Origin of the sequence: Nostoc cf. edaphicum LEGE 07299 (assembly GCF_015207245.1) — a bacterium.
GTDB classification, from domain to species: Bacteria; Cyanobacteriota; Cyanobacteriia; order Cyanobacteriales; family Nostocaceae; genus Nostoc; species Nostoc edaphicum_B.
The window spans coordinates 1-3,322 of sequence record NZ_JADEXF010000724.1 but is presented as its reverse complement, the minus strand read 5'-3'; the positions used below and the strand labels follow the sequence as shown (position 1 = coordinate 3,322).

1 protein-coding gene and 1 pseudogene are annotated in these 3,322 nt (G+C 41.2%); both read left to right on the top strand.

Translation table 11 applies throughout. The annotated features are described in order from the left end of the window. Nucleotides 1-2,194 (top strand): annotated as a pseudogene (locus IQ229_RS19565) (hypothetical protein); the annotation flags it as partial. A gap of 505 nt (nt 2,195-2,699) precedes the next feature. Continuing rightward, entirely contained in the window at nt 2,700-3,320 is a 621-nt protein-coding gene (locus IQ229_RS19560) for a sugar transferase (protein WP_228013580.1), read from the top strand. The last annotated feature ends 2 nt before the right edge of the window (nt 3,321-3,322 follow it).

Here is a 3,322-nt window from a genome sequence, read left to right as displayed (position 1 = left end):
GTCGCAGCCAGATCACAACTTGGATGTTTTCTCAGAACTACTTGATAACATTCAAGACACAATCCCCACAACTTCCCCTAAAAATCCCCAAGTAGCAGAGAATACATCAACTGCTGCTTTCTCCAGTTTGGCAGTTCCCCAGGTAGAGACTGAAAAAAAAAAGGAAGTCACAACTCCTGTTCCAGAAAGTTCTTTACCTCCAATTGCCAACTCCATAAATAATCCAGAAGTTTCACCCAATGTTCTAGAATCAGTCTGGTATTTAGGAATTGATTTAGGTACAACAGGAATTTCCGCCGCATTGTTAAATCGCTCGACTTTTGTTGTACATCCTATCTACTGGTCAGCAGAAAATCCGCCGGGAACAAGTTCCTTTCAGCAATCGTTTCGTTTACCAACAGAGGTTTATCTACCTACAGCTTCTGTACCCCACGGTGAAAACGAAACTATCGAAGCACATGAGCAGACAGCACCTGCGGCTGTTGCCCAAGATAAAGCACCTGATCGCTCGGCTACCACTCCTACAACACCAAAATCGACAGCAGATCCGACGAAAAATAATCTCTACTCGGCGCAGTTGAAGCCTTACTTACAAGTAGCCATTCCCTACAAGAGTGAACGACAGAAATGGGAACCTGTTTTGCAATTAAATGAATTTTCTGCAGGGCCTTTGATTTGGGTTGTGCGATCGCTCTCTAAGTTACTATTAACCCTCAAATCCGAAAAAACAAGTACCACCCCTAGTTTAATGGCTGCCGCTGTTGGGATCGGCGAACAAGATTTTCCCCAGATTATCAATAATATTGCTGGTGTAATTTGTACCTGTCCATCTAGCTGGTCGGAACAATACCGCTTTAACGTGCGGGAAGCTTTACTCACTAGCAAACTCATTCAACATCCGCAGCAAGTCTTTTTTGTCGAAGAAGCGATCGCTAGTCTACTCCCAGAACTTGATGCTGTTAACGGTGAGCAAGTAAAACTAAGCGATGCTCAAGGTTCTCATCCACTAAAAACCAGCGAACATCCCATTGTTGGCAACACCCTGGTGATTAACATTGGGACAACTGCCACAGAAATGTTACTGGTGAATATACCAAAAATCTTGCAGCAATTAACACACAGTGATTTCATGCTCCACAGTTTTGCTTATGCTGGTAAGGGTATTGAACAAGATATTATCTGCCAACTGCTATTGCCACCGAAATCTCGGCAATCACGCCTAGAAACACCAAGCAATAGCAAAACTAGCACGAGTAATCCTTGGCAATGGCAACCGTCAATTCCCGGTTTAGACCAAATGCGTTGGCAGACTTTAGGGTTGGAAGAATTAGAACTACCTAGAGTCGGAGAACCAGATATCACCGCTCGTATTCGTCTCCAGCAGCGTCTAGAAAGTTCTCTACTGGGACAGGCGGTATTAGATGCGGCGTTAGCCTTAAAACTGATTTTGCAACACCAAGACTCTTTTACCCTGGAATTAGCCGATCAGCGGTGGGTTTTGCAGCGACGAGACTTAGAAAGCCAAGTATTTATCCCCTTTGTGCGTCGCCTGAACCGAGAACTTAACAAATTATTGGTAGCTCGTGGTATCCCCACAGAAGCCATTAATCAAGCTATCCTGACTGGTGGAGTGGCTTGTGTCGGAACGGTGAACCGCTGGTTACGGCAAAAACTTCCCAGCACTAAGATTATTCAAGATTTATATCTCGGCGAGAACGGCGCTCCCAATTGCAGTCGCGTTGCTTACGGTTTGGCGATGCTGCCTCTGCATCCCCAGATTTTAGATATACCCAAGCAACAATACACTGATTATTTCTTGTTTACAGAATTGTTGCAATTGCTACCAGATCGCCCTTTATCTTTCGGTGAAGTTACCCAGTTATTTGAGGGTCGTGGGATCAATACTCGTATTTGTCAGCAACGGCTGCTGGCTTTTTTAGAAGGTGAACTACCTTCCGGTTTGATACCTTCAGCTACGGAATCAACCTGGCTTACCCAGAGTTCGCAAGAAAATCCTGACTATCAGGCGATCGCCACAGCACCACTTTTTGAAAAACAAGGAAGTCTCACTTATCGTCCCAATTCTCAACAACTGTTGTCTTTACGTCGCTATCTAGATGCAATTAAGGCTAGTAATCAGCAATCACTGAAGGAACCATATACGGTGAATTTTGCCTTAGAGGTCGATCGTTGAGACTAGTACCGCAAGGCGGAATTAAAAATTAAAAATTAAAAATTAAAAATTAAAAATGAATCCAGCATAAGGGTTTCGTTGATTTAGAATGATTGGTTTATTTCCGCCGTGTTGTACTAGTAGATTGCGCTAGAAATAAGAATAATACTCAAAATTCCAAATGCTTATATTATGAGCATTTGGAATTTTGCGAATTACTACTAGTACTTCAGCACAGTAATTTTTGGGATATGTACGATAGTAGTATCTTTTTATTAGTTTTTATTAGATGGATAAAATACCGTAAATTTACAATCTATCATTTGAATTGAAAGATTCTGTAAATTTTTGGTTTTTGGTTTTTATATCGGCTAAAATTTGTGTATATTAACACTCGGTAGTAACGACAACAGTAGTAAAAATCGCCCAACAATCATGTCTATGTCTACACTACTAATGTAAAAATTCCTGTTATAAAACTAAGTTAGCCCTTGTGAATAATCTTTATCTTTATTCAGTTAATTGTTTGCAACAGCCTTCACACCCGTCAACTTTAAGCGTGAGAAAACGATTAATTGACATTGTTGGAGCAATTGTGGGGCTGATTGTTACATTTATGATAGCAATTCCCGTAGCAATTGCTACCTTTATTCATGAGCCAAGTCCAATATTTTATTCCCAAATTCGCTGTGGTTTAAACGGAAAAACTTTCCGCATCTGGAAATTCCGCTCCATGATAGTCAATGCTGATAAACTCAAGCATTTGGTTGAGAACCAAGCTAAAGGTCACATTTTTAAATCTGTTGACGATCCTCGCATTACTCCTGTTGGTAAATTTTTGCGGCGTACTAGCTTGGATGAATTCCCTCAATTTTGGAATGTTCTGATTGGGGACATGAGTTTAGTTGGTACTCGTCCACCTACTCCTGATGAAGTTAGTAATTACGATCCACACCACTGGGATAGATTGCGAGTCAAACCAGGCATTACCGGAGAATGGCAAGCTAATGGACGTTCCAGCATTACAGACTTTGAAACCATTGTGAAAATGGATATAGATTATCAACGCAAGTGGTCTGTAACTTATGACCTGAGTCTGATTATTAAAACTATCTGGGTGGTATTTAAAAAGACTGGTGCTTATTGAAT